The following is a 26,209-nucleotide window of genomic DNA, read 5'->3' on the forward strand; positions in this document are numbered from 1 at the left end:
AAGGTCAGCTGCTCACCGGCAGAATCGGGCTGCCCAGGCGTTCCAGCAACGTCGCCTGCGCGCTGCGTGGGTTCTGGTTGCCGGTTGGCGTGTTGCGGATGTAACGGCCATCCGACTGCAGGCTCCAGCTGTGAGTGTTGTCAGTCAGATACAGCTCCAGCTCTTTCTTGACGCGGGTCAGCAGCTTCTTGCCTTCCACCGGGAAGCAAGTCTCGACGCGCTTGTCGAGGTTGCGCTCCATCCAGTCGGCGCTGGAGAGGAACATCTGCTCCTCGCCGCCGTTGAGGAAGTAGAACACTCGGGTGTGTTCAAGGAAGCGACCGATGATCGAGCGCACATGGATGTTGTGCGAAACCCCGGCGATGCCCGGACGCAGGCAGCACATGCCACGCACCACCAGATCAATGCGCACGCCGGACTGGCTGGCCTTGTACAGCGCACGAATGATCTTCGGATCGGTCAGCGAGTTGAACTTGGCGATGATGTGCGCCGGTTTGCCTTCGACGGCGAACTGGGTTTCCCGGGCAATCATGTCGAGCATGCCCTTCTTCAGGGTGAACGGCGCATGCAGCAGCTTTTTCATGCGCAGGGTTTTACCCATGCCGATCAACTGACTGAACAGTTTTCCGACGTCTTCGCACAAGGCGTCGTCGGAAGTCAGCAGGCTGTAGTCGGTGTACAAACGGGCGTTGCCGGCGTGGTAGTTACCGGTGCCGAGGTGCGCGTAACGCACGATCTCGCCGGCCTCGCGACGCAGGATCAGCATCATCTTGGCGTGAGTCTTGAAACCGACCACGCCGTAAATCACCACCGCACCGGCCGCTTGCAGACGGCTGGCCAGTTGCAGGTTGGACTCTTCGTCGAAGCGGGCGCGCAGTTCGATGACCGCGGTCACTTCCTTGCCGTTACGCGCGGCGTCCACCAGCGCATCGACGATTTCCGAGTTGGCACCGGAGCGATACAGGGTCTGGCGCACGGCCAGAACATGCGGGTCTTTCGCCGCCTGACGCAGCAGGTCGACCACCGGGGTGAACGACTCGAACGGGTGCAGCAGCAGGATGTCCTGCTTGCTCACCACGCTGAAAATGTTTTCGCTGTTCTGCAGCAGTTTCGGGATCTGCGGGGTGAACGGCGTGTATTGCAGCTCCGGGTGGCTGTCCAGACCAGTGATGCTGAACAGACGGGTCAGGTTGACCGGGCCGTTGACCTGATACAGCTCGGTCTCGCTCAGGTTGAACTGCTTGAGCAGGTAGTCCGACAGGTGTTTCGGGCAAGTGTCGGCGACTTCCAGGCGCACTGCATCGCCGTAACGCCGAGAGAACAGCTCGCCACGCAGGGCGCGCGCAAGGTCTTCGACATCTTCGGAGTCGAGCGCCAGGTCGGCGTTTCGGGTCAGGCGGAACTGGTAGCAGCCCTTGACCTTCATGCCCTGGAACAGGTCATCGGCGTGGGCGTGGATCATCGACGACAGGAACACATAGTTGTCGCCCGGGCCGCCGACTTCTTCCGGGACCTTGATGATCCGTGGCAGCAGGCGCGGTGCCGGGATGATCGCCAGACCGGAATCGCGACCGAAGGCGTCGATGCCTTCCAGTTCGACGATGAAGTTCAGGCTCTTGTTCACCAGCAACGGGAACGGGTGTGTCGGGTCGAGGCCGATCGGGGTGATGATCGGTGCGATCTCGTCGCGGAAGTAGCGGCGCACCCAGGTCTTGATCTTGGTCGTCCAGTGACGGCGACGGATAAAGCGCACCTGATGCTTTTCCAGCTCCGGCAGCAGGATGTCGTTGAGGATCGCGTACTGGCGGTCAACGTGACCGTGCACCAGCTCGCTGATCCGCGCCAGCGCCTGGTGCGGTTGCAGACCGTCGGCACCGGCCTGTTCACGAGCGAAGGTGATCTGCTTTTTCAGACCAGCGACGCGGATTTCAAAGAATTCGTCGAGGTTGCTGGAGAAAATCAGCAGGAACTTCAACCGCTCCAGCAACGGATAGGACTCGTCCAGCGCCTGTTCCAGCACGCGGATATTGAACTGCAGTTGCGAGAGCTCGCGGTGGATGTACAGGCTGCTGTCATCCAGGCCCGGGATCGCAATCACTGGCGCCGCCGCGACGGCTTCGGTGACCGGCGCGGGTGGCGCAGGCTCGAGTTCCGGCGGGGTTTCGGTGATTTGCTCCACCACCGGTTGAGCTTCTTTTACTGCAACTTCAGTGAGTCCTTCGGTATTCATCGAATGTTCCTGGGAGGGCTATTTCTGCTCTCGTAACAATTGAGCGGCACGGACAGCAAAGTAAGTCAGGATGCCATCAGCGCCGGCACGTTTAAAGGCGGTCAGTGATTCAAGAATTACCGCCTCGCTCAACCAGCCATTCTGGATCGCCGCCATGTGCATGGCGTATTCGCCGCTAACCTGATAGACGAAGGTCGGCACTTTGAAGGCATCTTTTACCCGCAAAAGAATGTCCAGGTACGGCATGCCGGGTTTGACCATGACCATGTCCGCGCCTTCAGACAAGTCCGCGCCGACTTCGTGCAGCGCTTCGTCGCTGTTGGCCGGGTCCATCTGATACGAGGCCTTGTTGGCCTTGCCCAGATTCGCCGCCGAACCCACGGCATCGCGGAACGGCCCGTAATAGGCGCTGGCGTACTTGGCCGAGTAGGCCATGATCCGCACGTTGACGTGACCGGCAATCTCCAGTGCTTCGCGGATCGCCTGGATGCGGCCGTCCATCATGTCCGACGGCGCCACGACCTGAGCGCCGGCTTCGGCGTGGGACAAAGCCTGTTTGACCAGTGCGTCGACAGTGATGTCGTTCTGCACGTAGCCTTCTTCGTCGAGAATGCCGTCCTGCCCGTGGGTGGTGAACGGATCGAGGGCGACGTCAGTGATCACACCCAGTTCCGGAAAACGCTCACGCAACGCGCGAGTGGCGCGCTGGGCAATGCCTTCAGGGTTCCAGGCTTCGGCAGCATCGAGGGATTTCAGTTCGACAGGCGTGACCGGGAACAGCGCCAGCGCCGGGATTCCCAGTTCGACCCATTTCGCCGCTTCTTCAAGCAGCAGGTCGATGGTCAGGCGCTCGACACCGGGCATCGAGGCCACGGCTTCGCGACGGTTTACACCATCGAGCACGAACACCGGCAAGATCAGGTCATCGACCGTCAGCACGTTTTCCCGCACCAGCCGACGCGAAAAATCATCACGACGGTTGCGACGCAGGCGAGTGGCAGGGAACAGACGATTGGCAGGGGTAAAGCTCACGGCGGACTCCTGAGCCCGCGCAAACGGGCGAGCGTGACAGTTATAGACGGCCATTATGACCAACAGATTACAGTTGTGCGTACCCCGTGACATGTAGCCGCATTCCATTGTTAGCGTAGGAATTGTTCACGTCGAGACACATTTGGACACTTTCATGAATGTGTCCGAAGGGTTAGGCTGCGCGTTCATTTCGCCAGCACCCAGACAATGCTCCAACAATTTCTGCATGACTTTGGCTACTTTGCCTTGTTCCTCGGCACGTTCTTCGAAGGCGAAACCATCCTGGTGCTCGCAGGCTTCCTCGCGTTCCGTGGATACATGGACATCAACCTGGTGGTGGTCGTGGCGTTCTTCGGCAGCTATGCCGGCGATCAGCTGTGGTACTTCCTGGGGCGCAAGCACGGGCGCAAATTGCTCGCGCGCAAACCGCGCTGGCAGATGATGGGCGACCGCGCGCTGGAACATATCCGCAAACATCCGGACATCTGGGTCCTGAGTTTCCGCTTCGTTTATGGCCTGCGCACGGTGATGCCGGTGGCGATCGGCCTGTCGGGTTACCCGCCGGGACGTTACCTGCTGCTGAACGGCATCGGCGCGGCAATCTGGGCCACCGCCCTGGCGGCCGCCGCCTACCACTTCGGTGCGGTGCTCGAAGGCATGCTCGGCAGCATCAAGAAGTACGAGCTGTGGGTGCTCGGCGCGCTGCTGATTCTTGGCGTGGGTCTGTGGCTGCGCCGCCGCTTCAAGAATGCGCGGCTGGCCAAACAGGTTTACGCCGACGAGCAAGCAGCAAAAGCTGCATTGCTGAATCAAGCCGAAGTGGCCAAACCTGCCGAACCGAAGACGCCAGCCGAATAACTCGCTGGCGCCTGGCGTACAGCCCTGCGCAAAGCCCGGGCTGGCCGGCTCTTTTAGTCATTTATCCCCTCTGCGCCAGCGGACTCCCGTTCGCCAGCGGCGTTCTCACGCCAAAAATCTCCCGCTCGTTACGCGGCAGGCAACCGCAAATAATGAACACCCCGCCGTTGTTGCGATCCATGTAGAAAGCGCTCCATGCAGGTGCAGCCACCACTTGGGCCTATGGCAACGCGCGATAAATTAGTGGACATTTAGCGCCATGAATCTGGAGAGAAACCCATGAGCAAAAAAGTTGCAGTGATCCTGTCCGGCAGTGGCGTGTACGACGGCGCCGAGATCCACGAGAGCGTCATCACCCTGCTGCGCCTGGATCAACGCGGCGCGCAAGTGCAGTGCTTCGCCCCGAACGTCGCGCAATTGCATGTGATCAATCACCTGACCGGTGAAGAAATGCCCGAGACGCGCAACGTACTGGTGGAGTCGGCGCGCATTGCCCGCGGCAACATCAAGGACATCCGCGAGGCCGACGTCGAAGACTTCGACGCGCTGATCGTGCCCGGCGGTTTCGGTGCCGCGAAAAACCTCTCGAACTTCGCCGTTGAAGGCGCCGGCTGCACGGTGCAGCCTGAAGTGCTGGCCTTGGCGGAAGCGTTCGCCGAAGCGGGCAAACCGGTGGGCCTGATGTGCATCTCTCCGGCGCTGGCGGCGAAGATCTACGGCCCGGGCGTGACCTGCACCATTGGCAACGATGCCGACACCGCCACCGCGATGAACAAGATGGGCGCCACCCACGAAGACTGCGCGGTGACCGACATCATCGAAGACAAGGCACGCAAACTGGTAACGACTCCGGCTTACATGCTGGCGCAGAACATCAGTGAAGCGGCTTCGGGGATCAACAAACTGGTGGATCGCGTTCTCGAACTGACCCACGAAAACGATGTTTGATCTCTGACCGCATGCGGAGCGAGATGTGGGAGCGGGCTTGCTCGCGAAAGCGGTGTGTCATTCAAATCAATGTTGTCTGATTCGACGCCTTCGCGAGCAAGCCCGCTCCCACAAGGGAATGGTGATTATTTCAGGGTTTGCGGGTCAGGCGCGTCAGGATCCGGTCCAGCGCATTGGCAAACGCCTGCTTCTCCCGCTCGCCGAACGGCGCCGGGCCGCCGCTGATCTGGCCCTGTTCACGCAGGTCGGTGAACAGGTTGCGCACCGCCAGACGCTCGCCCATGTTCTGCGCATCGAACTCCTTGCCGCGCGGGTCCAGCGCTGCCACCCCCTTCTTCACCAGACGATCGGCCAGCGGAATATCGCTGCAGATCACCAGCTCACCGGGCACCGCGTGCTCGACCAGATAATCGTCCGCCGCATCCGGGCCGCTGGGCACCACAATCAGTTTGACGATGGCCAGCCCTGGCTTGGTCTGTGGCTGCCCGGCCACCAGCACCACTTCGAACTGGCGCTTGAGGGCAAACTTCACCACCAGTTCCTTGGCGGCCCGGGGGCAGGCGTCGGCATCGATCCATACACGCATCATTTTTTCCTCTTCTAAAAGCATCGCGGGCAAGCCACGCTCCCACAAGGTTAACGCTAAACCTGTGGGAGCGTGGCTTGCCCGCGAATGTGAGCGCAGCGAATGCAGTTAAGCAGTGACCCGCTTCTTCTCGGCCATCCGGCTACGCCCGTACAGCACAACAATCGCCAGAATCGCCACCGCCTGCGCCGTCAGCGAATAGGCATCGGCATGGATCCCCAGCCAGTCGAAGTCAAAGAACGCCACCGGCCGTGTGCCGAAGATCCCGGCTTCCTGCAACGCTTTCACGCCATGCCCGGCGAACACCACCGACAACGCACAGAGCAGACCGGCGTTGATGCTGAAGAACAGCGTCAGCGGCAGTTTCGCAGAGCCGCGCAGGATCACCCAGGCCAGACCGATCAGCAGCACCAGCGCCGTCGCTCCGCCGGCCAGCACTGCGTCATGCCCGGCGGGGCCCGCCTGCAGCCACAGGGTTTCGTAGAACAGGATCACTTCGAACAGCTCGCGGTACACCGAGAAAAACGCGAGGATCGCAAAGCCGAAACGTCCGCCGCCGCCCACCAGACTCTGCTTGATGTAATCCTGCCAGGCCGCCGCGTGGCGCCGGTCGTGCATCCACACGCCGAGCCACAGCACCATGACGCTGGCGAACAGCGCCGTCGCGCCCTCAAGCAGTTCACGCTGCGAGCCGCTGACGTCGATCACATACGCCGCCAGCGCCCAGGTGCCGAGGCCGGCGAGCAACGCCAGGCCCCAACCGATGTTGACGCTGCGCACCGCCGACTGCTGGCCGGTGTTGCGCAGAAACGCGAGGATCGCCGCCAGCACCAGAATCGCTTCGAGGCCTTCACGCAGCAGAATCAGCAGGCCGGAGATAAAGCTCAGCGACCAGCTCAGGCCATCGCTGCCGAGCAGTTCGGCAGATTCTTTCAACTTGCCCTTGGCTACGTCCAGACGCTGTTCGGCCTGCGCCACAGGCAAGCCGTCCTGCAACGACTGACGGTAGGCCATCAGCGATTTTTCGGTGTCCTTGCGCACGTTGGCGTCGACGTTATCCAGCGAGCTTTCGACCAGTTCGAAACCTTCCAGATACGCCGCCACCGACAGGTCGTAAGCCTGATCGTGATCACCGGCACGGTACGCGGCCAAGCTCTTGTCCAGCGTGGTGGCGGTGTAATCGAGCAACTGCGCCGGGCCACGTTTGACTTGCGGCGGTTGCGCGCGCTGGGCACGGAAGCTTGCGGCGACCTGCGGGCCTTCGGCGGCCTGCACTTCCGCCGGCGTCTGGCGCGCCAGATCTGCGATGTTGAAGGTCTTGTCGGCCTTGGCTGCGGCCGGGTCGGCACTGAAACCGGCGATGTAGGTCGCCAGATCCCAACGCTGACGGTCGTCGAGTTGATCGGCGAAGGCCGGCATGTCGGTGCCTTCGACGCCTTGGCCGAGGGTGCTGTAGATCGCGTACAGACTCAGATGGTCGATGCGTGCGGCATCGCGCAGGTTGGCCGGTGGCGGCGTCATGCCGAGGCCTGCCGGGCCGTCACCGGCGCCGGTTTCACCGTGGCATACCGAGCAGTTCTGCGCGTACAGCGGCGCGCCCCGGGCCGGATCGGGAGTGATGATCGGCGCCTGGCTGACTTCATACGCCACCGCCAGTTTCGCCCCCAGTTGCCGGGCCTGACGCGCGACTTCAGCGCCGTCCTGTTTCGCGGTGATGGCGGCGTGCAGCGCTGCGACGCCCTGCTCCAGCGCAGCCTTCTCCGGTTTGGCCGGCAGAGCTGCGATCAGCCCTTGCAGCACTTGGGTGAATTCCAGTTGCTCACGGTACTCGCCGTCATCGACGACCTTGCCCGCCGCGACCGTCGGCGGATAGTCGGCGCTGATGTAATCAAGCAGGTGCAGCGCCTGCGGCGCGCCTTCCACGGTGTCGGCCAGCAGGTTGAAACTGCTCAGGGCGAACAGAGGGAACACCAGCCAGGCCAGGAATCGGGACGCGGCAGTCATGAATGAGTCTCAAATGGAAATGCGAAGTTACACATTGTTCACTTCGAACGCCTTTCACTCAAGCTTTGTCGACGTAGAACCGGTTTAGCGCAGGGGCGCCGATGCCTGGCAGTAGTGTTCGAGCATGAATTCGACAAAGACCCGGACGTTGAGCGCCACATGCCGGGCATGCGGATACAGCGCGTAATAGTGGCGCTGGCCGAGGCTGCAATTGGGCAGGATCTGTACCAGTCGGCCACTGAGCAGATCGTCCTGCACCGTGGCCCGAGTGAACGCGGCGATGCCGACTCCGGCCAGCGCGGCGGCGTGCAGCGAACTGATCGCATCGGCCTTGAACCGCCCATGAGCCCGCACCGACGTAGTTGCCCCGCGTGCATCGGTCAGTGCCCAGTCGCTGCCACCGGCAAATGCCAGCAACTGATGCTCGGCGAGTTCACGCACCTGTCGCACCAGACCATTGCGCGCCACATACACAGGCGAAGCCACCAGCAACATATCCGAGACAGTCAGCAACCGCGCCACCATGGATGAGTCGGCCAACGGCCCACAGATGCGCAGGGCCACATCGAAACCCTCGGCGATCAGATCGACAAAACGGTCATCGCAGGACAGGTCCACCTCAATCTCGGGATAGCGCTGCTGAAACGCCGGCAGCCAGCTCGCCAGTTCCAGCGTACCAATCACCATTGGCGCGCTGATGCGCAGCACACCGCTGGGGCTTTCATGGGCCTGCCCCACCGCCAGCGCGGCTTGATCGAGGCGTTCGAGGATGTCCACGCACGCCGCGTAATACTGCTGCCCCGCCGTGGTCAGGTTGAAACCCCGGGTGTTGCGGTTGATCAGCCGCGTGCCCAGTTCGCTTTCCAGTTGCTGCAACTGGCGGGAGATCGTTGAGTGAGTGGTGTCGAGGCGATCGGCGGCGGCGCTGAACCCGCGACATTCGACGATGCAGCGAAACGCGCGCATGGCTTGCAGTTGATTCATTAAAGCCCCGGATCTGTTGAGCGCTGAGCGCGCAAGCCTAGCGCAATCCTTGCCCACCCGGCAGCAGCAAAGCGCCCCTATAATGCGTCACCTCCGTGCTTTTGCCGTTCAAGGAAGAACCCGTTTCCATGCGCCATTGTCTGCCGTTCTGCCTGCTGCTTAGCCTCATCATGCAACTGAGCGGGTGCGCCGCTTACCGCAATTACGATCAGGAAATGCAGCAGACCATCGATCAGATGGCGCAAGGCAATCTCAACGAAGCGCTCTATCTGATGGAGCTGCACAATCCTTGGGAAAACAAGGATCTGCTGTATTTCATGGAGCGCGGCGCGATCCTCAGCGCCGGCACCAACCTGCCAAAAAGCCAGGAAGCCTGGCGCAGTGCCGACCGGATGATTTTTCAGCGCGAAGAAGCCGTGCCCTCCGCGGGCATGAAGTTGCTGACCCGTTTCGGCAATGAAATGGGCACCATGCTGGTCAACGACAAGCTGCAGCGTTACGAGGGCTACGACTACGAAAAAGTCATGCTGACCACCGAGATGGCCCTCAACCAACTGGCGGAAAACGATTTCGACGGGGCCCGCGCCGACATCAAGAAAACCCACGAGCGCGAAACCCTGATCGCCCGCCAGCGGGAGCAGCAATACGAAGACGCGCAAGAACAGGCCAGGCATCAGGGCATCACCCTGCATTACAAGGATCTGGAAGGCTATCCGGTGGCCATCCTTGATGCCCCGCAAGTGCTTGAGCTGAAGAACGGCTATCAGAGTGCGTTCAGCCATTATCTGGCCGGCTTCACTTATGAAGCGCTGGGCGAACGCGCGCTCGCAGCGCCGGGGTATCGACAGGCGATCGAGTTGCGCCCGGGCTTGCCGCTGCTCGAAAACGCTTTGCGCAACCTGGACAAACCCGGCCCGGCAGCCGATGAAAGCGAGATCCTGATCGTGGTCCAGGCCGGTTTCGCCCCGGCACGCAGTTCGGTACAAGTACCGATCCCGGTGCGGCTGAACGAAAACCTGACGATTGTTGCCCCGATCTCGTTTCCGGTGATGGTGCCCGACACCCTCACCCCTGCCGTGACCCAGGTCCTCGTCGACGGTAAACAGCACCCATTGATCATGATCAACAGCGTCTCTGACATGGCCATCCGCACCTTGCGCGATGACATGCCGGCGATCATCTCTCGCGCCATGTTCCGCGCCAACATGGCCGCCATCAGCCAGGCGCAAAAGAACGAACGCGATCCGTCCAAGGCGTCGTTGGTAGTGACCGATCCTGATCCTTTTGAAGAGGCTGACACCCGAACCTGGCGCACGCTGCCGGACAAAACCCTGGTCGCCCGTCTGCGCCTGAAAAAAGGCCTGCACCGGGTGCGCTTTCCGTATTTTCGTGCAGAAGACGGGTTCACGGTACGCGTCGACCGCAGCCATCAAGTGTTCAACCTGAGGGTATTCATGGGCCAGAACTATTACGTGGGATCGGCACTGGTCCTGCCCGAAACGCCATGAACAAAGGGTTTCCGATAAAGCAGAGAGTAATGGCACCAAACTAACAAGTGCGATTAAAAAGCTATTACATGGCCAGCATCGCCCGCTTATAATGCCGCGCCCGCGCTATCGCGATGCGGCATAAAAGCTCCTCTGGTTATGAGGAATTGGCAGGAGGCCAGCGCCACTGTCGATGGGTCACACCAGCCCGACCAGCATCGGCGGCTGATGCAGTTACTAGCTCAGGGAAGAAGTACCCCATGGCATTGCGCACTCCCACCTTGATCGCGCTCAGCGCTGTCACTTTGCTGTCCGGCTGTTCGGCGTTTCGCAACTACGACTCGGAACTGGCCCAGACCAACCAGCAACTGGCCACCGGCAACGTCGACGCCGCGCTGACCCTGCTGGAAAAGAACAACACCGGCCCCGACAAAGACCTGCTCTATTACTTCGAGAAAGGTGAGTTGCTGCGCGCCAAGGGCGACCTGTCCGGCAGCCAGAACGCCTGGACCAGCGCCGACCAAGTGGTTGGCCAGTGGGAAGATTCGGTCAAGCTCGACACCGGTAAATACCTGGCTCAGTTCGGCAGCTTCCTGGTCAACGACAAGGTGCGTCGCTACGAAGGCTACGACTACGAAAAAGTCATGCTGACCACGCAGATGGCCCTCAACCTGCTGGCGGTCAATGACTTCGACGGCGCCCGCACCGCGATCAAGAAAACTCACGAACGTGAAGCGGTGATCGCCGACCTGCGCGACAAGGAATACCTCAAGAGTGAGGAAGAAGCCGAGAAAGAAGGCATCAAGACTCAGTACAAGGATCTGCAAGGCTACCCGGTCGCCAGCCTCGACGCGCCGGAAGTGGTCAGCCTGAAAAATAGCTACCAGAGTGCGTTCAGCCATTACCTGGCCGGTTTCGTCTACGAAGCCCTGGGCGAGAAAGACCTGGCTGCACCGGGCTACCGCAAGGCGGCCGAACTGCGCCCGAATACCCCGCTGCTGGAACAGGCGCTGGTCAACCTCGACAAGCCGAGCAAGTCCGACGACAGCGATATTCTGATCGTGGTGCAAAGCGGTCTGGCACCCTCGCGTGACTCGATCCGCGTGCCGCTGCCATTGCCGATCTCCAACAACGTGGTGATCACTCCGCTGTCGTTCCCGATCATCAAGCCTGACACCTCCACCGCGCCGTTCGCGCAGATTGGCGTCGATGGCCAGCAAGTCAACCTGACCGCCCTCAACAGCACTACTGCCATGTCCCGCCGCGCTCTGCGCGATGACATGCCGGGGATCATCCTGCGCACCACCGTACGCGCGATCACCAAAGGCGTGGCGCAGAAGCAGATCAACGAAACCAATCCGCTGGCCGGACTGGCCGTGGGTATTTCTTCAGCTGTGCTGGAAGGTGCCGATACCCGTACGTGGCGCACCCTGCCGGACAACACCCAAGTGGTGCGTCTGCGCTTGAAGAAAGGCGAGCACCAAGTCAGTCTGCCGAGCGCCGTCGGCGGTTCGCTGGTCAAGGTCACCGTCGATCAGCGTTATCAGGTGATCAGCCTGCGCGCCGTAGGCAATCAGGTGTTCGCTGGCGGTCTCGCCGCCCACGTGATCCCGAGCGCTGCTGCGACCAACGTCGCCAGCCTCAAACAACCTTAAGAACGGAGTCTTTGCATGCGCTTCAAACTCATCGCCATCGCCGCCCTCGCCGTGCTGGCCAGCGGCTGCGCCACCCCGCCACCTCCTGAGCCGGGCAGCGCCGCGAGCAAGGTCGTGGCCATGGGCCCGCAAAAGCACATCGTCGTCGGCGCCATGCGCGTCGCTCGCGAAAACGGCTTCATGACGGTCAACGTGCAGTTGAGCAACACCCTCAACAGCAACAAGATTTTCTACTACCGCTTCGCCTGGCTCGGCCCTGAAGGCTTCCCGGTCGCGGAAGAAGAAGTCTGGAAAAGCCAGATGATGTACGGCGCGCAGACCAGCTTCATCCAGGGCATCGCCCCGACCCCGAAAGCCGTGGATTTCCGTCTGGAAATCAAGACGCCTTAAGCCCGCCCCCCTATTCCTGTTTTAGAGAGCATTCCCATGTTTGCACGCTTTTCCCTGATCGCTGTCCTCGCCCTGCTGGCTTCCGGTTGCGCCAACACCTCGCCGACCCTGGGCAGCAAGAACATCAGCTACGGCGACACCAAAGCGGTTGAAACCGTGACCAACGAATTCGGCTCGACCGACCTGCAAATGATCGCCGAATCGATGACCCGCTCGCTGGCCCAGTCCGGCATTCTGCAGGGCCGCCCGGTGGTGCAGGTCTACGACGTGAAGAACAAGACCAGCGAGTACATCGATACCCGCGAAATCACCACCAGCATCAAGACTCAGCTGATGAAGTCCGGCACCGCCCGCTTCGCCAGCGACAACACCGCTATGCAGAGCCAGGTCGATCAGCTCAAGCTGCAAAACCAGAGCGGCCTGTACAAGAAGAGCACCGTGGCCAAGACTGGCAACATGATCGCCGCCAAATACCGTCTGGAAGGCTCGATCAGCTCGATCGTCAAGCGCAGCAGCGACTACAAGGACGTCTTCTACAAATTCAGCCTGCAACTGATCGACGTCGAAAGCGGTCTGGCCGAGTGGATGGACGAAAAAGAGATCCGCAAAACCACGGAGCGTTGAGCAATGCGCGCATGGATTGGCATGATGGCCCTGGCTTGCGCGTTCAGCGTGCAAGCAGCCCCGAAAGTCGCGGTTACGGATCTGGCGTATCAGGAGCGTGTGGAGCAGTACATCCACATCGTTTCGGCGCAGAACAATTACCGCGAGGGTTACTACAGCTCCAGTGGTTCCTCGAGCTACAACGAGCTGGAAGCGACCACCAGCTACATCGAACAGGGTGAACTGCGTAAATTCACCGGCGACATCAAGGGCGAGATCCTGCGCACCGGGATGTTCCAGCTGGTGCAGGGCACGCCGTACACCGCGTCGTCCAAGGGTGACGTCTACGACGTGATCAAGCGGATCAAGGCCGGCAGCTTCAAGGGCGCCGACTACGTGCTGTTCGGCACCGTGTCGGACATCGACTTCACCCAGGACATGAACGAGCTGGCGCACACCGACAGCTATTCGGCGGTGCTGGGCCTGACGCTGGTGGCGGATTTCAGCCTGATCAACACCAAGACCTACGAGATCACCTCGGCCTTCACGGCGATGGGCGAAGCGCAGGACACCAAACTGGTGAATGGCCGCGACATCAAGATCTCGCTGAATCGCCCGCGGGTGGTGCGTGAAGTGTCCAAGGCTTTGGGTGAGGACGTTGCCGGGCAGCTGAGCCAGCAGCTCGGTGGCGGCGGGTACGAGCAGCCGCGCGAAGCGCCGCAGCGCAACAACTTGCCGCGTGATACTGCGCCGGTGATCTTGCGCTGACTCTTGGCTGAACGCGTTCTGTGGCGAGGGAGCTTGCTCCCGCTGGGCTGCGAAGCAGACCCAAAAGCTTGTGAGCGCTGCGCACTCAAGCGGGAGCAAGCTCCCTCGCCACAATTGAGCGGCACTCCAAAGTCTTGGCGGATAAAAAAAGGCGACCTCATCAGGTCGCCTTTTTTGTGCCGGCAGGTTTTACACCGCCGCTTTACGCAACGTCGCCATGAACGCCGCCGCACCGATGAACAGCCCGGCAAACGTGCGGTTCATGCGTTTCTGCTGCTGCGGTGTACGCAACAGGCGCAGCACCTTCGACGCCAGTCCGGTGTAGCCGGCCATGACAATCAGATCCACGCAGATCATGGTCGCACCGATCACCACATACTGAATCAGCAACGGTGCGTGGGGATTGATGAACTGCGGCAGTACCGCCAGCATGAACACCAGTGCCTTGGGGTTGCTGATGTTGACCAGGAAGCCACGAAACACCAGCGCCAGCGGTTTGCCGATCGGCCGTACCGCCGCGTCATCGCTCATGTCCATGGGCAACGCACGCCATTGCTTGATCGCCAGATAGACCAGATACGCCACACCGAACCATTTGATCGCATGGAACGCGGTGGCCGAGGCGGTCAGGATCGCGCCGACACCGGCGCCGACAATCGCGATCTGCACCGCCAGGCCGATCTGCAGGCCGAGGGCGTTCCAGTAACCGCGCCAGAAACCGTATTGCAGGCCGCTGGACATCGACGCAATGGCGCCAGCACCCGGGGACAGACTGATCACCCAGCAGGCGGCAAAGAATGCCAGCCATGTTTGAAGCTCCATCGCACACCTCGACTCATGCTCGTGACAAGACGTCAAAGCTAATGCTGTTTGGGGCGAATGACTACCGTTTTTTGCTGGATGGTTGTGGCGCGGTTGAGGGCCTCTTCGCGAGCAAGCCCGCTCCCACATTGGATTTGTGTCGATCACAGATCCAGTGTGGGAGCGGGCTTGCTCGCGAAGGCGTCAGATCAGACGCCCGCGGACTACTTCTCGAAACCGCTGGAAGGAAACACATCGCTGCCACGCCAGCGCCGCACCGAACGCTGGAAGAACAGGCTGTTCGGCACTTGCACCATGGCGCTGCCCGTCCCGAGCTCTTCAGCCTCGATCAACGTGGTGTAGAGCAGATTGATCGCCACCACCCGGCCTTTGACGCCGGGCTTGTCGGTGGTATCCACCAGCTCGACCACATCGCCCAGGCGGAACGGGCCGACGGTGAAGATCAGAATCGCGCAGAGCAGGTTCGACAGCACACTCCACATCGCGAAGAACGCCACCGCCGCCACCGCGACGAAACCCGACAGTGCCGTCCACAGCACCGTGGCCGATACGCCGAGGCGCTCCAGCACAAAAATCACCGCGCTACCCATGATCAGCCAGCGCAGGACACCTCGCAGCGGCATCAGCAACTGCGGCGGAAACGGATAACGCTCACCCAGACGAGTGAGGAATCGGGCGACGACGCGCTGGGCGAAGTAACCGGCCAACAGGATCAGCAGAATCTGCGCACCGAGCCAGAGCGGCTCGACCCACACCGCCGGCAATGGCAGCTTGAAAGCCTCCATCAAGACAACGCCTCCAGCTCCGCCTGCATGCTTTCCAGCGTCTCGAGCGCTTCCATCCAGGCTTCTTCCAGTTCGGCTTCGCGCACTTTCAATTTGGCCTGCTCGGCCAGCAGATCACGCAACTCGTTCTTGCGCGCCGGCTCGTAGATGTCGCTGTCACCGAGGCTGGCGTCGACCTTGGCGAGTTTTTCGTGGAGTTTGCCCAACTCGGCTTCGAGCTTGTCGGCTTCACGCTTGTGCGGCGCCAGCTGCTGACGCAACGCGGCGGCGGCCTGGCGCTGGGCCTTCTTGTCGGTCTTGTCCGGGTTGACCGGGGTGTTGCTGACCGGGGCGTTACGCTGACGGTATTCCACCAGCCAGCGCGCGTAGTCTTCGAGGTCGCCATCGAACTCTTCGACCTTGCCGTCAGCGACCAGGTAGAAGTTGTCGGTGGTGCTCTTGAGCAAGTGCCGATCGTGAGACACCACCAATACCGCGCCGCTGAATTCCTGCAGCGCCATGGTCAGCGCCAGGCGCATTTCCAGGTCGAGGTGGTTGGTCGGTTCGTCGAGCAGCAACAGGTTCGGTCGTTCCCAGGCGATCAATGCCAGCGCCAGACGCGCTTTCTCGCCACCGGAGAAATTCAGCACCGGCTCGTCGATGCGTGCACCACGGAAGTCGAAACCACCGAGGAAGTCGCGCAGGGTCTGCTCGCGTTCGGTCGGCGCCAGACGCTGCAAGTGCAGCAACGGGCTGGCCTTGGCATCCAGCGAGTCGAGCTGATGCTGGGCAAAGTAGCCGACCACGGTGTTCTCGCCTCGGGTCAGACGCCCGGCCAGCGGTTCGAGCTCACCGGCGAGGTTCTTGATCAGGGTCGATTTACCGGCACCGTTCGGCCCGAGCAGACCGATCCGCGCACCCGGGGTCAGTTGCAGCTTGACCTTCTCCAGGATGGTTTTGTCGCCGTAACCCAGGCGCGCATCGGACAGGTCGATCAGTGGACTGGAGATCTTGGTCGACTCGCGGAACACGAAGTCGAATGGCGAATCGACATGCGCCGCCGACAGCTCTTCCATGCGTTCCAGGGCCTTGATCCGGCTCTGCGCCTGACGGGCCTTGGTGGCCTGGGCCTTGAAGCGGGCGATGTAGCTTTCCATGTGCGCACGTTGCGCCTGCTGCTTCTCGTAGGCCTGTTGCTGCTGGGCCAGACGTTCGGCACGGGCACGTTCGAACGCGGTATAGCCGCCCCGGTAGAGGGTCAGTTTGCGTTGATCGACGTGGGCCACGTGGTCAACCACTTCATCGAGGAAGTCGCGGTCGTGGGAAATCAGCAGCAAGGTGCCCGGGTAACTTTTCAGCCACTCTTCGAGCCAGATGATCGCGTCGAGATCCAGGTGGTTGGTCGGTTCGTCGAGCAACAACAGGTCCGACGGACACATCAAGGCCTGCGCCAGGTTCAGACGCATCCGCCAGCCACCGGAGAAATCTCCTACCTGACGATCCATCTGCTCGTTGGTGAACCCGAGGCCTGCCAACAGTTTGCGGGCGCGAGCGTCGGCGGTATAGCCGTCGGCGCTGTCGAGTTCGGCGTGCAGACGGGCCAGAGCCGTGCCATCGTGGGCCGCTTCGGCCGCCGCGAGGTCACGTTGCACCTCGCGCAGACGCAGGTCGCCATCGAGCACATAGTCGACCGCCAGGCGCTCGAGGGTGTCGACCTCCTGGCGCATGTGCGCGATTCGCCAGTCGGCCGGCAGCAGGCAATCGCCCGAGTCCGGGTGCAACTCGCCGCGCAGCAAGGCGAACAGGCTGGATTTGCCGGCGCCGTTGGCACCGATGAGGCCGGCTTTGTGGCCGGCGTGCAGGGTCAGCTCGGCGTCTTCTAGAAGACGTTGCGGACCACGCTGTAAAGTCAGGTTCTGAAGTCGGATCATAATGGCGGCGGAGTCTACCAGCTTCGCTCACAACTGGCGCGAGTAGCACGATGTCCTCTGACCTGTGGAGCTTTTCCCTTGCCACCTACGCCCGACCGGGCGTGGAACCTGCCTGCCTGCAACTGCAAGCGGCGGGGGCCAATGTCTGCCTGCTGCTGTGCGGTCTGTGGTTGGAACAACGTGGCGTGGCCTTCGACGAACAACGCCTGAAGCAGTTGAAAACGCTGGTGAGGCCTTGGGATGCGGAGGTGGTGCAGCCACTGCGTGCATTGCGCACTCAATGGAAAACCCTGTCCGAGGAAGATCCGGTACTCAAGGGTCTGCGAGAACAAATGAAAGCGCTGGAGCTGGAAGCCGAACGGCACCTGCTGTGGCAACTGGAACAGGTTGCGCAGGACTGGCCGCGCGATGACGCCTCAGCGTCGGGGCAATGGCTGGAGAGTCTGGCGGGATCGACCGCCAGCCCGAACCGCGACGCGCTGCATGTGCTGCGCGTCGCGGCAACCGGCGCTTAGGAAGCGCTGGTCGGGTTGCTGCTGACGCTCGACGCAGCGGCTGGCGTTGGCGCCGTCGTAGTGGTCGAGGTGGAAGCGGCTGGAGCAGGTGCGGCGGCCGGCGCTGGAGCGGCCGGCTTGGCAGCCGGTGCAGTCGCAGGTTTAGCGGCAGCGGGTTTGGCAGCGTCCGGTTTTTTCGCGGCCGGCTTGGCAGTTGGTTTAGCGGCTGGCTTGGCGGCTACTGGTTTGGCAGCAGGCTTGGCCGCAGCAGCTGCAGGTTTTGCTGCTGCAGGTTTGCTAGCTGGTTTGGCAGCGGTTTTAGCGGCAGGCTTGGCCGCTGGTTTGGCAGCAACCTTGGCAGCAACCTTGGCAGCAGGTTTTGCCGCGACCGGTTTGGCCGCAGTCTTGACTGCCGGTTTTGCCGCAGCAGTTTTCGCAGCCGGTTTGGCAGCCGGTTTTACCGCTACCTTGGCAGCAGGTTTTGCTGCGGCGGTTTTTGCCGGAGCGACTTTGCGCGCAGCAGGTTTGGCCGCTGGCTTGGCAGCCGGTTTTGTCGCTGCAGGTTTGGCAGCGGCAGTACGTGCGGCCGGTTTCGCAGCGCTCGCCGCAGCCGGTTTTTTCACTGCGGTTTTTGCAGCAGGTTTGGCGGCTGTTTTAGCCGGTGCCTTGGCTGCTGGTTTTGCCGCTGGTTTGGCTGCTGCGGTTTTCGCCGGGGCTTTTGCCGCAGTTGGTTTGGCTGCCGTTTTTTTCGCTGGAGCTGCGGCAGGTTTGGCAGCGCGGGAGGACAGCGCCTTGCCAGCAGCCTCTTGCACACGGCCAACACCCTGGGCCAGTTTCAGGCTTTCCTGGGCATCGCGCTTGAGTTGCAGAATGTAGCCGCGAGTGTCGGACTGACGATCCTTCAGCGCATCGAGCAGGTCTTCAAGTTCTTTGACGGCAGCCTTGGCCTTGTTCTGTGCCTTGGCTTTACCGGCAGCAGCGGCGTCCTGCAATTTGGTGCGGGATTTGTGCAGTTTTTCTTGCGCCTTGCCGCGTTGCTTTTCCAGTTTGGCGAGCAGTTTTTCAGCATCAGCCAAGGCTTGGGAGCAAGCGTTTTCCAAATGCTCGAGCAAGCTGCCCGAGAGTTGTTGGAGTAAGTGCAACGGAGTGTTTACAGGCTTCTTGGTGGCCGACATGGTTTACCTCCTGGCTGACGTGAGTGCGGCTCATACTAGACCTCTGCAGTTACCGCCGCTAGGTCATCTTGACAGTAACGAAACCGTTGCGTTGCAACGAAGCGAAAATGTTCTGCGCAAAGACAAAAGCAGTTCACCGTTGCAGACGTTCGCGCTGGCATAATCGCCCGCATCTCAGGACGGAGAGTGCCCATGTCGCGCTACCTTTTTTTATCCCTCTGGATGATTTTTTCCGCCGCCCACGCCGAGGAAAAAACCACCGCGAACGACGCTCACGATCTGGCCTACAGCCTCGGCGCCAGCCTCGGTGAGCGGCTGCGCCAAGAGGTGCCGCAATTGCAGATTCAGGCATTGGTCGACGGTTTGCAGCAGGCCTATCAAGGCAAGCCGCTGGCTCTGAGCGAAGCGCGGATCGAGCAGATCCTCGCCGATCATGAATCGCAGAACGCCGAACACGCTTCGCGGCCTTCGAGCGATGCCGCGATGGAAAACGAACAGCGTTTTCTCACCGCCGAAAAAGCCAAACCGGGCGTTAAGGAACTGGCCGACGGCATCCTGCTGACCGAGCTGACACCGGGCGCTGGTGCCAAGGCCGGCCCGGATGGGAAAGTGCAGGTGCTGTATGTCGGTCGCCTACCGGACGGCACCGTGTTCGACCAGAACACGGTGCCACAATGGTTCAGCCTCGACAGCGTGATTGCCGGCTGGCGTACCGCACTGCAGAACATGCCGGTTGGCGCGAAGTGGCGACTGGTGATTCCATCGGATCAAGCCTATGGCGCCGACGGGGCTGGAGATCTGATCGCGCCGTTTACCCCGCTGGTGTTTGAGGTCGAGTTGCGCGGTGCAACAAGCTGATCGCAGCCGATTCGCAGGCACAAAAAAACGCGGAGCGCTTTCGGCGCACCGCGTTTTTTTAAACCTGCGAGAAACCTGTCAGGCCTGAACCGGATCTTCCTGCTTGTGTGCCGTGTGCAGCACTTCGATCAGGCAGTCTTCCAGTTCGAAGCGTTCGTGCAGCAGGCCACCCAGCTCCTTGAACTTCTCGGCGACGCATTTGCCTTCATCGCAAAGGTCGTTGAACGCGAGGAGTTTTTCGGTGATGACGTCGATGCGCGGGTAGAGCGTTTCGGCCAGTTCCAGACCGCGCGTGTCACCGAACGCCTTGGCTTCGCCGGTCAGTTGTTCGTAGATCTCGAAGTGCCCGGCCGAAACGTAATCGACCAGCACGCCGCAGAACTCCAGCAAGGGTTTACGGTTCTCGGACAGAGCCTGTGGTTTGTCACCCAACTTGTCGTAGGCACCGATCAGTTCTTCACGCTCTTGCAACCAGCGGTCGATCAGCAGATGAACTCCACCCCAGCGTTCCTGAGCATTCTGACAACTTTCGAGCATGGCGATCTCTCTTCCCTTGTGGGTCATGCTGCTCTACACCCGCGCCCCTCTTCTGGCTGTTATCGCTTGGAGGCCGACCGGGCAGAGCGTCATCGAGCAACATAAATCCAATGACACGTGCGGGCCAGATTATGCCCGCACGCCTATGGCTTCAAGGTACGCAGGAGATAAAGTTCATACAAGTGTTTAATCCCTGACCAGCGTGTGGTGCGACGCTTCGCCGCTGAGCGGTCGCTGCAGAGCGCTCCAGACCAGCCGCAGCAATTGATAGACCGCCAGGATCGACATCGCCACAAAGAACAGCAGGCTCCATTCCGGGATGCTCAAATCGAACAGCGTCCAGGAAATTTCTGCGCAATCTACACCGCCCCTAAGCATTCGCAACGTTGCACACAACCACGGCAGGTTGCTGAACAACGCTTCGGCATCAGGCGCGCAACGCGTCATCTGCATCAATGGGTCACTCTGCAACAACACCTGTCGCCAGGCCGCCGTAGTCCCGCCCAGGCTCAGGCCAAGCGCGGCGACCCAGTACAGCGACAGGCCGACACGCCGTGGGCCGTGGACCGCCGCCAACCCGCAACAGAACGTCAGCAACGCCATGAAAAACCTTTGCGCCAGGCACAGGCTGCAGGGCGTCAGCCCGACCGCATATTCGAGATAATAGGAAGCTCCCAGGGCCATGGCCCCTGCAGTGAAAGCCGTGAAAAACAAGGAGCGTGAACAGGCCAACGACATGGCTTTTCCGTAACAGTGGAGACAGGCAGTTACGGTAGAGGAAAGCTTGTCAGCCTTTCAAGGCGGGGCATTGGCGACAGTTCACCAGAAGTGTAGGGAAAACCCGACAGGTGCGAGAGGAATAGGTGTAGTCCGTTGTAGGACTTTGCCCAAGACGCCCGCCACAGGTAATTTTTCGCTCACTGAACGTTAACGAGGGAGCATGCTCCCTCGCGTTATCAGGCGTGAACCGGCACCGGCAACGGCGCGGCCAGCAGACGTTCATCCAGCAATCCGAGACCTTCCTGGAACAGCTGGTTACTGCGCTCGGTGTCACCCAGTTGCGCAAGCAGACGCGCCAGCTCGGCGCAGGCTTCAGGGTTACGCTGCACTCGCAGACTGCTTTCCAGGTAATCCCGTGCCTTGCCCCACAAGCTGGCTTGCAGACAGAGACGACCAAGGGTCAGCAACAAGCTCGGGTCAGCAGGATGTTCCTTGAGCCAACCTTCGGCGGTCTGCAACTGGCGCGCCGGATCGCTGCCGCGCACCAGGCCATAAAGACGCGCGAGATGGCTGTCGTACTTGCGCTTGAGGGCACTGCGCAGGATTTCTTCAGCTTCGACCTGAGCACCCAACTGACGCAGTTGCTCGGCGTATGCCAGCACCAGCGCCGGCTCCTGACGCTGCGCAGAAGTCAGCTGCTCCCAGGCACGGGTGAGTGACTGCAGACCGACCTTGCCGTCCTCGTCACGGTGCGCTGCCAGAGACAGGTTGTTGCCCCAGGCACGCCGCTCCAGTTCAGCCAGTTCGGCCGCAGGCAAAGCCTTGTCCTTGCGCAGCTCCGGCAACAGGCGAATCACCGCCGACCAATCGCCGCGCTGCTGATGCAGACGCTGCAACTGACGCAGGGTCTGCACGTTATGCGGATGCCGTTCGTGCATCGCCTGCAGGGTCACCAGAGCGCCGTCGGTGTCACCACGATCGGTCTGCAACTGCGCATGACTCAAGGCAATCGCCAACTCGGCCTGCGGCTGGCGCTCCAGCGCACGCTCAAGCAGGTGATCACACTCTTCGTACTTGCCTTGTTCGTTGGCCGCGCGTGCCGCGCCGAGGTAATACAACAGCGGCTGGCGCTCGGCTTCGGCGGCGCGATACAGGTGGCGTTGCGCGCTGGCCCAGCGACCTTCGGCCAGATCCAGCTGACCGTGTTCGATCGCCACTTGCACCCGACGGCTGCGGTTGCGCCGCGACCACGGGTTGACCACGCCACTAGAGGTCATGACCAGCTCGACCAAGGCCTTGATGCCCCAGATCAGCAGCCACAACACCGCAATTACCGCCAGTGTCGCCCACAGACTCGATTCATAGCGAAAGCTCTTGTAGGCAATCAGCACGTAACCCGAGTGCTGGGCAATTGCCAGGCCCAGCGCCGCCGTCGCCGCGATCACCAGAAACACGATCACATACAGGCGTTTCATGGCGTGGCCTCCTGCGCGGTGTTGGCGGCAGGTTTGGCGAACGGTTTGACCGACTCCTCAGCGTTGACGTTACGTCGCTCCAGATAAGCCTGCACCGCACTCAGCGTGCCGGTCAGGTCCGGCGTCTTGACCGTGACCGGTTGCTTGCTCAACTCGACAACCTGTTCGAGCATGATTTTGCTCTGCGGATTGTCCGGGTTGAAATTGCCCGTGAGCACATCCCGCGCTTCGGTCAGTGCCTGGGTGTAGACCGGTGCCTGGCCATTGAGCGCCGCCCATTGCGCCTGCTCCAGTGCGAGGCTCAGGGCCAGGCGCACCTGGCTCAGACTTTGCCCGGCCAGCAGTGGCTTCACGTTCTTGTCGGCATTGAAATCGATGCGGATGTAGCGCGACACCTGGTCCCACCACTGCGCCCAGCGACTGGCGCCATCGCCGTCAGCGGTAAGACCCAGCAGCGATTCGCCGCGATCCTTGTACTCCGGCGCCAGCTCGGTCAGTTCGATGACCTGATCACGCAAGGCACCAATGCGCAGGAACAAACCGGTGCGATCCGGCTGCTCGGTGCTGCGCAGGGCGACGAGGGTTTTCGCCACTTGCTCACGGGCGGCGAACGAGCCGGGATCGTTCTGTTCACGCAGAATTTCGTCGGCACCCTGCACCAGCGCCTGGGCGCTGCTGATGTCCTGCAAGGCCGACAGACGCAGGCTGGCCAGACGCAGCAGATGCTCGGCCTCGGCCAGACGCCAGTCCTTGCGGCTGGCGCCGAGAACGGTTTCCAGACGTTGATTGAGGCGCTGCTGATCACCTTGCAGTTGCGTCACCAGACGCTGGCGCTCGGCAAGTTCGTCGGCACCGGGCAATTGCGCGAGGCGCTCGGTCAGGCGCTGTTCGTTGAGCTTGAGGCTCTGCGCCTGATCGTTCAGTGCCTGCACCTGGCCTGACTGTTGTGCGGTGTTGGTCTGCAGGTGACGCACCTGCCAGACACCCCAGCCACCGATCGCCACGCCGGCAGCGCCGAGCAACAGGGCGACAATGGCCAGTCCGTTGCCTCGGCGCGGCTCTTTGGCCGGCGGTGGAGTTTCAACCTGGGCATCGATCACAGGCTGGACATCATCTTTAGGCAAGGCTGTTTCGCTCACGTATCCATCCTTTGCATTAGAGAACGGGCACGGGATGCTCCCGTAACGCCGTCAGCAAAGCCGCGGCACTCGCGCCGCGGCAATCCACAACTGTTCGGGCCCCGGCGGCACGTGCCAGCTCGGCGACCCTTGGGCTTGGCACAAACAACGGCAACTGCGCAATTGACGGCCAGGCATCGCCGGCCATCTGGCGCAAGTGCTCGAAACCCTGTCCACTGCTGACCACCAGCCCGTTCAAGCGTTCCGCTGCGATGCGCCGGGGCAGCTCTTGCGGCGGGTAGGCCGGCAGGTCACGCCGATACAACTCCAGATACTCGACACTAGCACCAAGCGCGCGCAGGCGCTCGGCGAGTAGCTCGCGACCACCCTCGCCACGCAGGATCAGCACCTGCGCGTCGGCCCTTGTGACCGCCTCGCGCAGACGCGGCAATTGCAGCAGGGCTTCACTGTCATCGCCGTCGGCGGGAAAGTGTACGTCGAGACCGTAATCGCGAAGAATCTGCGCGGTCGCCGCACCGACGCTGAACCACGGCATCGACAGCGACTGAAGCCCATGAGCGTCCAGCAGATCAAGCGCAATCCGCGCCGCCGGCTTGCTGACCACGATGACCGCGCTGCAACCCGAAAGCTGCTTCAGCGCCTGACGTATTTTCTCAGAGACCGGCAGCGGCACGATGTCCAGAAGCGGCAGGCAACTGCTGAAAATCCCCTGCCCGGCCAATACCTCGGCCAGCGCCGCGCAGTCATCCGCAGGGCGCGTCAACAGCAGGCGCCAGCCAGTCACTCGTGACCTGCCTCGCCATACACCGCTTTGAGAATGTCGTCGGCACCCTGTGCGAGCAAGGCTTCAGCGACCTGCACGCCCAACGCTTCGGCATTGGCACGCGGCGCACGCGCTTCGGCGCTGAGCAGCTTGCCACCGCTCGGCTCGCCCACCAGACCACGCAACCATAGCTGTTCACCTTCGAGCACGGCGTAGCAGGCGATCGGCACCTGGCAGCCGCCATTCAAGTGTTTGTTGAGGGCACGTTCAGCGGTCACGCGCGAAGCGGTATCGGCGTGGTGCAACGGCGCGAGCAAGGCGTGGATTTGCGTGTCGGCACTGCGGCATTCGATGCCGACAGCGCCCTGGCCACCGGCCGGCAGACTGTCGTCGACGCTGATCGCAGAAGTGATGCGCTCTTCGAAACCGAGGCGGATCAGGCCGGCCGCCGCGAGGATGATCGCGTCGTACTCACCGGCATCGAGCTTTGCCAGGCGAGTATTGACGTTGCCGCGCAGGAAGCGGATTTCCAGATCAGGACGACGGGTCAACAGTTGCGCCTGACGCCGCAGGCTGGAGGTGCCAACGATGGCGCCGGCAGGCAGCGCATCGAGGCTGGCATAAGTATTGGAAACGAAAGCATCGCGCGGGTCTTCGCGTTCGCAGATACAGAACAGGCCAAGACCTTCGGGGAAGTCCATCGGCACGTCTTTCATCGAATGCACGGCAATGTCGGCTTCGTTTTCCAGCAGCGCGGTTTCCAGTTCCTTGACGAACAGACCCTTGCCGCCGATTTTCGACAGCGGCGAGTCGAGCAGCTTGTCGCCGCGACTGACCATGGGCACCAACGTCACCAGCAGACCCGGATGGGCCGCTTCCAGACGGGATTTGACGTATTCGGCCTGCCAGAGGGCCAGCGCACTTTTACGGGTGGCGATGCGGATTTCGCGAGAGGACATGGATCAATCCGTACTGAATAGATACGGCGGATAATAACAGCTCAGCCAAATCCACTTTGACTTGAATCAGAAACGGCGTGGCCTCCCTGGCCTGCAATGCCCGGTAGAAGAAAGTGAAACTGTGCGCGAAGGCCGATTCAGAGGCCCTGCATCATCTTGCGCACACCGGCCACATGCCGACGGCTGACGATCAGCGCATCACCATTGAGGCCTTTGAGGAACAGCTGAAAATGCCCCAGCGGTGTGCGTTGCAGACGCTCGATGCGGTCGCGGGCGACCAGCGCGTTGCGGTGGATGCGCACGAAACGCTCGCCGAATTCGTCTTCGAGGGCTTTCAGCGGCTCGTCCAGCAGCACTTCACCGCTCTCATGGCGCAAGGTCACGTACTTGTGATCGGCAATGAAATAGACCACCTGATCCAGCGGGATCAGCTCGATGCCTTTGCGGGTGCGGGCGCTGATGTGACTGCGCGGGCCATTACCGCTTTCGGCGGCGGGACGGGTCAGGGCCGAGAGTTGGGCCCGGTTGGGACGTTCAGCCCGTTTCAGGGCGTCATGCAGATGTTCGGTTCGCACGGGTTTCACCACATAGCCCACGGCGCTGGCCTGCAGGGCTTCCACGGCAAATTCATCGGGGCCGGTGCAAAACACCACGGCCGGTGGCGTTTCGCGCTCGCACAGACGGGCAGCGACCTGCAGGCCATCGAGGCCTGGCATACGGATATCGAGCAGCACGATATCCGGCTTGTGGCTGTCGATCAGCGCCAACGCCTCTTCGCCATTCGTGGCGCTGGGCTCCAGGACTGTATAACCCTCGAGCTCGCTTACCATTCGGCTTAGGCGCTCGCGAGCCAGTGGTTCGTCATCAACGATCAGGACATTCATATTGCGCTGGATTCCTGCGTGAGTCTCGCACAAGGATAGCGTAGACAGGTGAAGTGACGTCCGTCACCGCGATCCACGCTAAGACTAGCCCGAGCGCCAAAAAGTGCCGTACGTCGGCCAGCAATATTTGCCAGTGTCCGGGT

At 61.5% G+C, this 26,209-nt stretch carries 25 protein-coding genes and 1 pseudogene; 9 read left to right on the forward strand and 17 right to left on the reverse strand.

All coding sequences use genetic code 11. From position 1 onward, the window contains the following. Nucleotides 1–4: 4 nt before the first annotated feature. Nucleotides 5–2,230, reverse strand: a complete 2,226-nt coding sequence (gene ppk1 / locus ACS4NR_RS20480; protein WP_041072035.1) for a polyphosphate kinase 1 — start codon at nt 2,228–2,230, stop codon at nt 5–7. 18 nt (nt 2,231–2,248) lie between these two features. After that, nucleotides 2,249–3,262 carry a porphobilinogen synthase gene (hemB, locus tag ACS4NR_RS20485; protein WP_204894056.1) on the reverse strand — a complete coding sequence of 338 codons (1,014 nt, stop codon included), beginning with the start codon at nt 3,260–3,262 and terminating at the stop codon, nt 2,249–2,251. A gap of 207 nt (nt 3,263–3,469) precedes the next feature. Between hemB and ACS4NR_RS20490 the strand changes: the two genes are divergently transcribed. Both ACS4NR_RS20490 and elbB read left to right on the forward strand, forming a co-directional pair. After that, complete coding sequence (locus ACS4NR_RS20490; protein WP_027610469.1) at nt 3,470–4,120, forward strand: DedA family protein; 651 nt, start codon at nt 3,470–3,472, stop codon at nt 4,118–4,120. A gap of 279 nt (nt 4,121–4,399) precedes the next feature. Further along, the gene (gene elbB, locus ACS4NR_RS20495; protein ID WP_095137642.1) at nt 4,400–5,068 is read left to right on the forward strand and encodes an isoprenoid biosynthesis glyoxalase ElbB; all 669 of its coding nucleotides are present in this window, start codon (nt 4,400–4,402) and stop codon (nt 5,066–5,068) included. A gap of 130 nt (nt 5,069–5,198) precedes the next feature. Here the strand turns inward: elbB and ACS4NR_RS20500 are convergent, their stop codons facing one another. The 3 genes from ACS4NR_RS20500 to ACS4NR_RS20510 all read right to left on the reverse strand — a co-directional run bounded on the left by ACS4NR_RS20500 (nt 5,199) and on the right by ACS4NR_RS20510 (nt 8,642). Further along, nucleotides 5,199–5,654, reverse strand: a complete 456-nt coding sequence (locus ACS4NR_RS20500; RefSeq protein WP_443531880.1) for a YaiI/YqxD family protein — start codon at nt 5,652–5,654, stop codon at nt 5,199–5,201. Nucleotides 5,655–5,762: 108 nt separating this feature from the next. After that, nucleotides 5,763–7,658 (reverse strand): FTR1 family protein, encoded by a 1,896-nt coding sequence (locus ACS4NR_RS20505; protein ID WP_456018199.1) that lies wholly within the window; start codon nt 7,656–7,658, stop codon nt 5,763–5,765. 84 nt (nt 7,659–7,742) lie between these two features. Next, nucleotides 7,743–8,642 (reverse strand): LysR substrate-binding domain-containing protein, encoded by a 900-nt coding sequence (locus ACS4NR_RS20510; RefSeq protein ID WP_456018200.1) that lies wholly within the window; start codon nt 8,640–8,642, stop codon nt 7,743–7,745. A gap of 128 nt (nt 8,643–8,770) precedes the next feature. On the opposite strand from ACS4NR_RS20510, the gene ACS4NR_RS20515 reads away from it, so the two are divergent. The 5 genes from ACS4NR_RS20515 to ACS4NR_RS20535 all read left to right on the forward strand — a co-directional run bounded on the left by ACS4NR_RS20515 (nt 8,771) and on the right by ACS4NR_RS20535 (nt 13,545). Further along, nucleotides 8,771–10,150, forward strand: a complete 1,380-nt coding sequence (locus ACS4NR_RS20515; protein ID WP_456018201.1) for a COG3014 family protein — start codon at nt 8,771–8,773, stop codon at nt 10,148–10,150. 239 nt (nt 10,151–10,389) lie between these two features. Continuing rightward, on the forward strand, nt 10,390–11,784 hold the full coding sequence (locus ACS4NR_RS20520; protein WP_204894052.1) for a COG3014 family protein: 1,395 nt from the start codon (nt 10,390–10,392) through the stop codon (nt 11,782–11,784). 15 nt (nt 11,785–11,799) lie between these two features. Beyond that, nucleotides 11,800–12,174 carry a YcfL family protein gene (locus tag ACS4NR_RS20525; protein WP_095137648.1) on the forward strand — a complete coding sequence of 125 codons (375 nt, stop codon included), beginning with the start codon at nt 11,800–11,802 and terminating at the stop codon, nt 12,172–12,174. Between the two features lie 36 nt (nt 12,175–12,210). Then, nucleotides 12,211–12,798 (forward strand): penicillin-binding protein activator LpoB, encoded by a 588-nt coding sequence (gene lpoB / locus ACS4NR_RS20530; RefSeq protein WP_003229365.1) that lies wholly within the window; start codon nt 12,211–12,213, stop codon nt 12,796–12,798. A gap of 3 nt (nt 12,799–12,801) precedes the next feature. Next, nucleotides 12,802–13,545: a penicillin-binding protein activator LpoB gene (locus tag ACS4NR_RS20535; RefSeq protein ID WP_166495247.1), complete on the forward strand. Its 744-nt coding sequence runs from the start codon at nt 12,802–12,804 to the stop codon at nt 13,543–13,545. A gap of 189 nt (nt 13,546–13,734) precedes the next feature. On the opposite strand, the gene ACS4NR_RS20540 is transcribed toward ACS4NR_RS20535, so the two are convergent. The 3 genes from ACS4NR_RS20540 to ACS4NR_RS20550 form a co-directional block, all read right to left on the reverse strand. Beyond that, a complete protein-coding gene (locus ACS4NR_RS20540; RefSeq protein ID WP_027610461.1) occupies nt 13,735–14,367 on the reverse strand; it encodes a LysE family transporter in 633 nt (210 codons plus the stop codon). A 203-nt stretch (nt 14,368–14,570) separates the two neighbouring features. Beyond that, on the reverse strand, nt 14,571–15,152 hold the full coding sequence (locus tag ACS4NR_RS20545) for a mechanosensitive ion channel family protein (RefSeq protein ID WP_115985857.1): 582 nt from the start codon (nt 15,150–15,152) through the stop codon (nt 14,571–14,573). After that, nucleotides 15,152–17,062 carry an ATP-binding cassette domain-containing protein gene (locus ACS4NR_RS20550; RefSeq protein WP_003229372.1) on the reverse strand — a complete coding sequence of 637 codons (1,911 nt, stop codon included), beginning with the start codon at nt 17,060–17,062 and terminating at the stop codon, nt 15,152–15,154. The genes ACS4NR_RS20545 and ACS4NR_RS20550 overlap by 1 nt, the downstream gene beginning before the upstream one ends. Before the next feature lie 50 nt (nt 17,063–17,112). On the opposite strand from ACS4NR_RS20550, the gene ACS4NR_RS20555 reads away from it, so the two are divergent. After that, on the forward strand, nt 17,113–17,577 hold the full coding sequence (locus tag ACS4NR_RS20555; protein WP_456018202.1) for a TIGR02444 family protein: 465 nt from the start codon (nt 17,113–17,115) through the stop codon (nt 17,575–17,577). Here the strand turns inward: ACS4NR_RS20555 and ACS4NR_RS20560 are convergent. Next, a complete protein-coding gene (locus ACS4NR_RS20560) occupies nt 17,574–18,731 on the reverse strand; it encodes an AlgP family protein (RefSeq protein ID WP_456018203.1) in 1,158 nt (385 codons plus the stop codon). The genes ACS4NR_RS20555 and ACS4NR_RS20560 overlap by 4 nt on opposite strands. A gap of 192 nt (nt 18,732–18,923) precedes the next feature. Here ACS4NR_RS20560 and ACS4NR_RS20565 point away from each other — a divergent pair, with 192 nt between their 5' ends. Next, the gene (locus ACS4NR_RS20565; RefSeq protein ID WP_456018204.1) at nt 18,924–19,589 is read left to right on the forward strand and encodes an FKBP-type peptidyl-prolyl cis-trans isomerase; all 666 of its coding nucleotides are present in this window, start codon (nt 18,924–18,926) and stop codon (nt 19,587–19,589) included. 78 nt (nt 19,590–19,667) lie between these two features. On the opposite strand, the gene rsd is transcribed toward ACS4NR_RS20565, so the two are convergent. The 8 genes and pseudogenes from rsd to ACS4NR_RS20605 all read right to left on the reverse strand — a co-directional run. Next, nucleotides 19,668–20,126, reverse strand: coding sequence for a sigma D regulator (gene rsd / locus ACS4NR_RS20570; protein WP_095137654.1), 459 nt, complete (start codon nt 20,124–20,126; stop codon nt 19,668–19,670). A gap of 186 nt (nt 20,127–20,312) precedes the next feature. Beyond that, nucleotides 20,313–20,864 carry a disulfide bond formation protein B gene (locus tag ACS4NR_RS20575; RefSeq protein ID WP_098966221.1) on the reverse strand — a complete coding sequence of 184 codons (552 nt, stop codon included), beginning with the start codon at nt 20,862–20,864 and terminating at the stop codon, nt 20,313–20,315. Between the two features lie 218 nt (nt 20,865–21,082). Then, complete coding sequence (locus ACS4NR_RS20580; RefSeq protein WP_456018205.1) at nt 21,083–22,321, reverse strand: heme biosynthesis HemY N-terminal domain-containing protein; 1,239 nt, start codon at nt 22,319–22,321, stop codon at nt 21,083–21,085. Continuing rightward, the gene (locus ACS4NR_RS20585) at nt 22,318–23,460 is read right to left on the reverse strand and encodes a uroporphyrinogen-III C-methyltransferase (RefSeq protein ID WP_443531868.1); all 1,143 of its coding nucleotides are present in this window, start codon (nt 23,458–23,460) and stop codon (nt 22,318–22,320) included. The genes ACS4NR_RS20580 and ACS4NR_RS20585 overlap by 4 nt, the downstream gene beginning before the upstream one ends. 16 nt (nt 23,461–23,476) lie before the next feature. Continuing rightward, a complete protein-coding gene (locus tag ACS4NR_RS20590; protein WP_456018206.1) occupies nt 23,477–24,244 on the reverse strand; it encodes a uroporphyrinogen-III synthase in 768 nt (255 codons plus the stop codon). After that, entirely contained in the window at nt 24,241–25,182 is a 942-nt protein-coding gene (gene hemC / locus ACS4NR_RS20595) for a hydroxymethylbilane synthase (protein WP_456018207.1), read from the reverse strand. Before hemC ends, ACS4NR_RS20590 begins: the two co-directional genes overlap by 4 nt. Before the next feature lie 137 nt (nt 25,183–25,319). Beyond that, nucleotides 25,320–26,066 (reverse strand): LytR/AlgR family response regulator transcription factor, encoded by a 747-nt coding sequence (locus ACS4NR_RS20600; RefSeq protein WP_003229385.1) that lies wholly within the window; start codon nt 26,064–26,066, stop codon nt 25,320–25,322. Further along, a pseudogene (locus tag ACS4NR_RS20605) lies at nt 26,063–26,203 on the reverse strand (sensor histidine kinase); the annotation flags it as partial. The gene ACS4NR_RS20600 and the pseudogene ACS4NR_RS20605, both read right to left, overlap by 4 nt. Nucleotides 26,204–26,209 lie beyond the last annotated feature (6 nt).

This window comes from Pseudomonas sp. JQ36 (assembly GCF_053851495.1).

Bases quoted from the DNA above. Each gene is read 5' to 3' on its own strand.
- ACS4NR_RS20600 (WP_003229385.1), bottom strand. From the start codon at position 26,066: ATGAATGTCCTGATCGTTGATGACGAACCACTGGCTCGCGAGCGCCTA.
- ppk1 (WP_041072035.1), bottom strand. From the start codon at position 2,230: ATGAATACCGAAGGACTCACTGAAGTTGCAGTAAAAGAAGCTCAACCG.
- ACS4NR_RS20490 (WP_027610469.1), top strand. From the start codon at position 3,470: ATGCTCCAACAATTTCTGCATGACTTTGGCTACTTTGCCTTGTTCCTC.
- ACS4NR_RS20535 (WP_166495247.1), top strand. From the start codon at position 12,802: ATGCGCGCATGGATTGGCATGATGGCCCTGGCTTGCGCGTTCAGCGTG.
- ACS4NR_RS20575 (WP_098966221.1), bottom strand. From the start codon at position 20,864: ATGTCGTTGGCCTGTTCACGCTCCTTGTTTTTCACGGCTTTCACTGCA.
- ACS4NR_RS20550 (WP_003229372.1), bottom strand. From the start codon at position 17,062: ATGATCCGACTTCAGAACCTGACTTTACAGCGTGGTCCGCAACGTCTT.
- rsd (WP_095137654.1), bottom strand. From the start codon at position 20,126: ATGCTCGAAAGTTGTCAGAATGCTCAGGAACGCTGGGGTGGAGTTCAT.
- ACS4NR_RS20515 (WP_456018201.1), top strand. From the start codon at position 8,771: ATGCGCCATTGTCTGCCGTTCTGCCTGCTGCTTAGCCTCATCATGCAA.
- hemC (WP_456018207.1), bottom strand. From the start codon at position 25,182: ATGTCCTCTCGCGAAATCCGCATCGCCACCCGTAAAAGTGCGCTGGCC.
- ACS4NR_RS20565 (WP_456018204.1), top strand. From the start codon at position 18,924: ATGTCGCGCTACCTTTTTTTATCCCTCTGGATGATTTTTTCCGCCGCC.
- ACS4NR_RS20525 (WP_095137648.1), top strand. From the start codon at position 11,800: ATGCGCTTCAAACTCATCGCCATCGCCGCCCTCGCCGTGCTGGCCAGC.
- elbB (WP_095137642.1), top strand. From the start codon at position 4,400: ATGAGCAAAAAAGTTGCAGTGATCCTGTCCGGCAGTGGCGTGTACGAC.
- ACS4NR_RS20505 (WP_456018199.1), bottom strand. From the start codon at position 7,658: ATGACTGCCGCGTCCCGATTCCTGGCCTGGCTGGTGTTCCCTCTGTTC.
- ACS4NR_RS20540 (WP_027610461.1), bottom strand. From the start codon at position 14,367: ATGGAGCTTCAAACATGGCTGGCATTCTTTGCCGCCTGCTGGGTGATC.
- ACS4NR_RS20510 (WP_456018200.1), bottom strand. From the start codon at position 8,642: ATGAATCAACTGCAAGCCATGCGCGCGTTTCGCTGCATCGTCGAATGT.
- ACS4NR_RS20500 (WP_443531880.1), bottom strand. From the start codon at position 5,654: ATGCGTGTATGGATCGATGCCGACGCCTGCCCCCGGGCCGCCAAGGAA.
- ACS4NR_RS20555 (WP_456018202.1), top strand. From the start codon at position 17,113: ATGTCCTCTGACCTGTGGAGCTTTTCCCTTGCCACCTACGCCCGACCG.
- lpoB (WP_003229365.1), top strand. From the start codon at position 12,211: ATGTTTGCACGCTTTTCCCTGATCGCTGTCCTCGCCCTGCTGGCTTCC.
- ACS4NR_RS20560 (WP_456018203.1), bottom strand. From the start codon at position 18,731: ATGTCGGCCACCAAGAAGCCTGTAAACACTCCGTTGCACTTACTCCAA.
- ACS4NR_RS20545 (WP_115985857.1), bottom strand. From the start codon at position 15,152: ATGGAGGCTTTCAAGCTGCCATTGCCGGCGGTGTGGGTCGAGCCGCTC.
- ACS4NR_RS20580 (WP_456018205.1), bottom strand. From the start codon at position 22,321: ATGAAACGCCTGTATGTGATCGTGTTTCTGGTGATCGCGGCGACGGCG.
- ACS4NR_RS20520 (WP_204894052.1), top strand. From the start codon at position 10,390: ATGGCATTGCGCACTCCCACCTTGATCGCGCTCAGCGCTGTCACTTTG.